This is a genomic window from Amycolatopsis sp. NPDC057786 (assembly GCF_042797905.1).
Taxonomy (GTDB): domain Bacteria; phylum Actinomycetota; class Actinomycetes; order Mycobacteriales; family Pseudonocardiaceae; genus Amycolatopsis.
The window spans coordinates 1-5,517 of sequence record NZ_JBHVKW010000191.1 but is presented as its reverse complement, the minus strand read 5'-3'; the positions used below and the strand labels follow the sequence as shown (position 1 = coordinate 5,517).

The window sequence follows — 5,517 nt, the reverse complement described above, 5'->3', positions numbered from 1 at the left end:
CGTGAAGGCCCCCTTCCCTCGGCTCAGTCGTGGGAAGGGGCCTTCACGCGCTACCTGCTTAAGCCGAGTAGCCAGGGATCGGGAACGGCGCCAGGAACTCGCGGATCTCGGCGGCGATGGTGTCCAAAGCGGACTGTTCCTCGCCCGCCGCGGCGGTGATCGTGCGGTCGATCCACTCCGCGACCTGCGTCTGGTGCTCCGGCTTGAGCCCGCGGGTGGTGATCGCGGAGGTGCCGAGCCGGATGCCGGACGGGTCGAACGGCTTGCGCGGGTCGAACGGCACGGTGTTGTAGTTCAGTTCGATGCCCGCGCGGTCCAGCGCCTGCGCGGCGGGCTTGCCCGGCACGTTCTTGTTCGTCAGGTCGATCAGCAGCAGGTGGTTGTCGGTGCCGCCGGACACGAGGTCGTACCCGCGCTCCACCAGCGCCTCCGCCAGCGCCCGCGCGTTCGCGACGATCGTGTGCGCGTACTCGGAGAACTCCGGCTTCTGCGCCTCGCCGAGCGCGACGGCGATCGCGGCGGTCGTGTGGTTGTGCGGGCCACCCTGCAAACCGGGGAACACCGCCTTGTCGACGGCCTTCGCGTGGTCGGCGTCGGAAAGGATCATCGCGCCGCGCGGACCGCGCAGGGTCTTGTGCGTGGTCGTGGTGATGACCTGCGCGTGCCCGACCGGCGACGGGTGCGCGCCACCGGCGACCAGCCCGGCGATATGGGCGATGTCGGCGACCAGGACGGCGTCGACCTCGCGGGCGATCTCCGCGAACGCCGGGAAGTCGATGGTGCGCGGGATCGCGGTGCCGCCCGCGAAGATCAGCTTCGGCCGGTGCTTCAGCGCGAGTTCGCGCACCTGGTCGAGGTCGACGCGGCCGGTCTCCTTGCGGACGCCGTAGCGGACCGGGGTGAACCACTTGCCGGTCGCGGACACGCTCCAGCCGTGCGTGAGGTGGCCGCCGTCCGGCAGCGCCATGCCGAGCACGGTGTCACCCGGCTTGGCGAACGCGAGGTACACCGCCAGGTTCGCCGGGGAGCCGGAGTACGGCTGCACGTTCGCGTGGTCGACGCCGAAGACGGCCTTCGCGCGCTCGATGGCGAGGTTCTCGACCTGGTCGATGAGCTGCTGGCCCTCGTAGTACCGCTTGCCGGCGTAGCCCTCGGAGTACTTGTTGGTGAGGACGGTGCCCGTCGCCTCCAGTACGGCCTGGGAGACGTAGTTCTCGGACGCGATCAAGCGGATCTTGTCGTGCTGGCGTTTCGCCTCGTCCTCCACGAGCCCCGCGATCTGCGGGTCGGCGGCGGCGAGCGCGGAAAGTTCGGGCTGGTGTGTCATCGGACGTACTCCTGCCAGAGACGGCCGGACCCAGGCGCGCGGTACCGGCCTCGTCGTCGCTTCCCGGTGGTGCTCCACCTCAAATGGCGCCAGTCGCTGGTGCGGAACAGACTAGAGCACTCCGCTCGGGCCCGGCTCGGCGTGCGGACGATGCGCGGCGCACCATCGGCGGCTGCATCCGGCCGTGCGATCACAGAAAGCCTGCGCGCAGACGGCGCAGCGTTTGATCCGCCGCCAGCCGCCGAACACGACGAGTTCCGCCAGCCCGGAGGCGCCCGCGACCAGGTCCCCGCAGCCGGGCCACGACGTCACCTGCACCAGGCGCCAGCCGTTCCCGGCCTCGACCAGCCTGGGCGCGGCACCGTTCCCTGCGAGGACCCGGTTGAGCCGGTCGGCGGCGGCATACTCGTCGGGCAGCGCCGACACGACGCCGGCGAGCCACGGATTCCCTTGTGCCAGCAGCCTTTCCGCGACCCCGAGGGCCGGGTCGAGGTCACGGAAAGGCGGCACGATCACGTGCTTGCGCGTCACGGTTCTTCGATCGCGACGCCCATCGAGCGAGCGGTGCCCGCGATCGTGCGCATGGCCGCTTCGACGTCGCCGGTGTTGAGGTCCGGCAGTTTCCGTTCGGCGATCTCGCGGAGCTGCTCTCGGCTCAGCTTCCCGGCGACCTCATGCCCCGGCCGTCCGGATCCCTTGCCGCCCAAGGCTTTCTTGATGAGGAACGACGCCGGTGGGGTTTTCAGCCGGAGTTCGAAGGAGCGGTCCTCGAACACCGACACGACCACCGGGACGATGTCGCCGCGCTGTGCGGCGGTCGCCGCGTCGTAGGCCTTCTTGACCTCGACGAGGTTCACGCCGGTCTGCCCGAGCGTCTTCCCGAGGTCGACCACCGGCGCGTTGCCGGCGGTCAACTCGAGCGTCGCCTGATGGGTCTTCTTCTTCGACTTCGGTGCCATGCGCCCGAAGCTATGGTCTCCAGTTACTGGAGAGTCAATCGATCGGCTTGACGCTTTCGGCGTGGCGGCGCGCCAGCTCCTGGTAGATCGCCGCGTTGTGCTCGACCCAGCCGCGGGCGGTGCCGTCGAGCGGGACGTGCTTCTTCGCCGGGCTGCCCATGGCGACCGTCTCCGGCGGGATGACCATCCCGGGTGTCACCGTGGCGCCGGCCGCGACCAGCGCCTTCGCGCCGATCTGCGCCTTGTCGAGCACGGTCGAGCCGTTGCCGATCAGCGCCTGCTCGCCGATCGTGCAGTCGTGCACGAGGCACTGGTGCCCGACGGTGACGTTCTTGCCGACCTCGGTCACGCCGCCGTTGACGTGGATGACCGAGTTGTCCTGGATGTTGGCGCCCTCGCGGATGAGGATCCGCCCGAAGTCGGCGCGCAGCACGGCGCCGTACCAGACGGAGGCGCCCTTCTCGACGACGACGTCGCCGATCAGGGTGGCGGTGGGGGCGATCCACGCTTCGGGATCCACCTGGGGACGGTGCCCCTCGAATTCGAACATCGGCATGCCCCGCACCCTATGCGCGGGAGCTGAAGGGGACCATGCCCGCATAGGACGCGACGAAAGGGCCCTTCACCGCGTCACATGCGGTGAAGGGCCCTTTCAGCCCACGGGTCGCTCAGCCGATGGCGGTGTTCAGCAGGAGGTCCACCGCCCGGTCGTTACGCGTGGTCTCCCGGACGATCACCTCGTCGGGCGGGTAGAAGCCGGGGTTCGATCCCCGCGGGTACATCTCGAAGGTGAAGCTCAGGATCTTGTGGGTGCCCCACATCCAGTCGTCGATCGTCCCGTCCGTGATGTACAGGTCGCTCGACTGCTGCGGCGTGTAGCCGTTGGTCGCCGCCAGCTGACGGCCCACCGACTGGAACCGCTGCGCCTCCGCCGCGGTCATGCCGGGGGCGGTGTCGTTGTAGGTGAAGCCGAACGGCCACAGCACGAGCTCCGAATAGGTGTGGAAGTCGATGCTCGCCTTGATCTGCTGGACGCCGCCGATCCTGCGCGAGTTGACGAAGTTGGACACCGCGCGGGTCTCGGGCGCGGAGAACGCCGAGGGGCCGCGGTAGGTCTCGCTGGTCGTCGAACCCGACGAACCGCCGCAGCAGCCCCAGTTGTAGGCCCAGTTGCGGTTGGGGTCAGTGCCGTTGCCCTGCCGGTTCTTGCGCCAGTACTTGTAGCTGCCGCCGGAGATGTCGTACTCCGAGCCGTCCGGGTTGACGTTCGGGATCACGTAGATCTCGACGCTGTCGACGAACCGTTTGATCGCCGGGTCGGAGGCGTAGCCCTGGGTGAACCGGTTCACGATCCGCAGGCACATCTCGGTGGTGAGGTGCTCGCGGGCGTGCTGGTTGCAGGTGAAGAGGACTTCGGGCTCGTTCTCGTCCGTGGCGACGTTGTCGCTGATCTTCATCATGTTCAGCGCGCGGCCCTGGTACGAGTTGCCGACGCTGCTCAGCCGCGCGATCGAGCCGAAGTTCGACTGGGCGTTGCGCAGTTCGGTCGTGACCTCGGCGTAGTTGTGGTAGCCGGAGTCCGACGGCGGGAAGTCGTTGATCGCGTTCGTGCCGGGCTTTTCCGACCGGTCGACGACGCCGCGCTGCTCGACGCGGTAGCCGAGCGAACGGATCTTCGCCGCGTCGCGGGCCTCGCCGATGAACGTGGTCGTGCCGCCCGCGGAACCGAGGACGTCGACACCGAGCCGGGAGATCTGGGTGCGCTGCTGTGCGGTCCCGGTGCCGAAGACCTCGTAGATCTGCACCTGCGCGTCCTCGGCCTGCTGGTCCGCGGTCGCCGGACTCGCGGCGACCGGGATGGTGAACGCCGCGACGGCCGCGATCGCCACGGCCATGCACCGTCTTATGCGCATCGTCGTCTCCTAGCTCTCAGGCAGGGAAGGGGAACCTCACCATGGCCGGAGCAGGAAGGGCGAACAATCCGTAACGGTACGGATCTAATGCGTATTTCTAGCCGTAGTTCGCGAAACAGAGCGCTTCGATGTCCCCACGCAGTGCGGCGAACGGCCGCCGCCGGACGCGCTGCTGGACGATCGCGCCGAGCAGGTAGGACAGTAGCGCCCGCGCCCTGGCCCGCGGGTCTTCGACGTCGAGCGGGGCGAGCAGCTCCGCGAGCAGTTCGGTGATCGACGTCAGCATCACGTCGATGGCCTGAGGATGCTGCGCGCGGCCCGCGGCGATCCAGTATTCGAACCAGAGGAAGGCCGCGTTCGGGCGTCCGGAGAACTCGCCGAGGAAGGCCTCGAGCGCGGCGAAGAGCCGCTCGGACGGGTGATCGTGCTTCGCCGAAATTTTGCGCAAATCGGCGATGAACGTTGTGATGTGCGCCGCCATCGCGCGGTCGATCAGGACGTCGATATCCGCGAAGTAGTAATGAATCGCACTCTTCGTGAGCGGTCCGGCGTCCGCGATCGCGCGGACGGTGCACCCCGCGAGCCCGTCCCTGGCGAGCACGACACGCGCCGCTTCGACGATCTGCTCCTGTTTCTGCAGCTGATTGGGGGAGAGGCGCGCGCTGCGGCCGGGAACGGCGGTCACGAAGTTCCTTACACCAAGTAGTCAGGACAGGAGCCCTGAAGCTTAGGGCAACCGTCCCGGCCGATCACAGCGGGTGAAAAATCTAGGTGGCTAGCCGCCGATCCGTAGCGGACAATGCGCGACATGGTGACCTCAGGGGACAACGGGTTCAGCCCGGCCGCGCGACGGCAGCTGGAGAAGGAACTCGCCGATCTGCGTGCGCAGCGCGACGCGATGGCGCCGCTCGTCGGTGAACAGGAACGAACCGGCGACGCCGCCGATCAGGCGGAGGTGCTCGACCGTGCGGAGGCCGCCGCCTACCTCGACAGGCGCATCGCCGACGTCGCGGCGAAGCTGGAGCACGGCGGCCGGAACAGCAAGGGTCTGCTGCCCGACGGCACCACCGTCACCCTCAGGTTCGCCGACGGCGACGAGGACGAGCTCCACATCGTCACGATCCCCGGCGAGGACGCCGACGCCTCCACGGTCACGTCGGACAGCCCGCTCGGCCTGGCGCTCGTCGGCGCCAAGGAGGGCGACGAGATCACGTACCGGACGCCGCGTGGCGAGACCAGCGCCACCGTCGTCACGCTGAAGCCGCCTGCCTGACTCGTCCGCGCCTGAAGGCCTCCTTCCCTCGGCTGAGCCGAGGGA

At 68.6% G+C, this 5,517-nt stretch carries 7 protein-coding genes; 1 reads left to right on the top strand and 6 read right to left on the bottom strand.

The genetic code is table 11. The annotated features are described in order from the left end of the window. Positions 1 to 58: 58 nt before the first annotated feature. From glyA to ACFVM3_RS41715, 6 genes are all read right to left on the bottom strand, one after another. On the bottom strand, positions 59 to 1,327 hold the full coding sequence (glyA, locus tag ACFVM3_RS41740) for a serine hydroxymethyltransferase (RefSeq protein ID WP_378445434.1): 1,269 nt from the start codon (positions 1,325 to 1,327) through the stop codon (positions 59 to 61). Between the two features lie 111 nt (positions 1,328 to 1,438). Next, entirely contained in the window at positions 1,439 to 1,858 is a 420-nt protein-coding gene (locus ACFVM3_RS41735) for a hypothetical protein (RefSeq protein WP_378445432.1), read from the bottom strand. Next, the gene (locus ACFVM3_RS41730; RefSeq protein ID WP_378445430.1) at positions 1,855 to 2,286 is read right to left on the bottom strand and encodes an uL11 family ribosomal protein; all 432 of its coding nucleotides are present in this window, start codon (positions 2,284 to 2,286) and stop codon (positions 1,855 to 1,857) included. Before ACFVM3_RS41730 ends, ACFVM3_RS41735 begins: the two co-directional genes overlap by 4 nt. Before the next feature lie 34 nt (positions 2,287 to 2,320). Continuing rightward, positions 2,321 to 2,842, bottom strand: coding sequence for a gamma carbonic anhydrase family protein (locus ACFVM3_RS41725; protein ID WP_378445428.1), 522 nt, complete (start codon positions 2,840 to 2,842; stop codon positions 2,321 to 2,323). 112 nt (positions 2,843 to 2,954) lie between these two features. Beyond that, on the bottom strand, positions 2,955 to 4,181 hold the full coding sequence (locus ACFVM3_RS41720) for a M14 family metallopeptidase (RefSeq protein ID WP_378445436.1): 1,227 nt from the start codon (positions 4,179 to 4,181) through the stop codon (positions 2,955 to 2,957). Positions 4,182 to 4,296: 115 nt separating this feature from the next. Beyond that, positions 4,297 to 4,884 carry a TetR/AcrR family transcriptional regulator gene (locus ACFVM3_RS41715; RefSeq protein ID WP_034310021.1) on the bottom strand — a complete coding sequence of 196 codons (588 nt, stop codon included), beginning with the start codon at positions 4,882 to 4,884 and terminating at the stop codon, positions 4,297 to 4,299. 123 nt (positions 4,885 to 5,007) lie between these two features. Here ACFVM3_RS41715 and ACFVM3_RS41710 point away from each other — a divergent pair, with 123 nt between their 5' ends. After that, complete coding sequence (locus ACFVM3_RS41710; protein WP_034310019.1) at positions 5,008 to 5,472, top strand: GreA/GreB family elongation factor; 465 nt, start codon at positions 5,008 to 5,010, stop codon at positions 5,470 to 5,472. Positions 5,473 to 5,517: the final 45 nt, after the last annotated feature.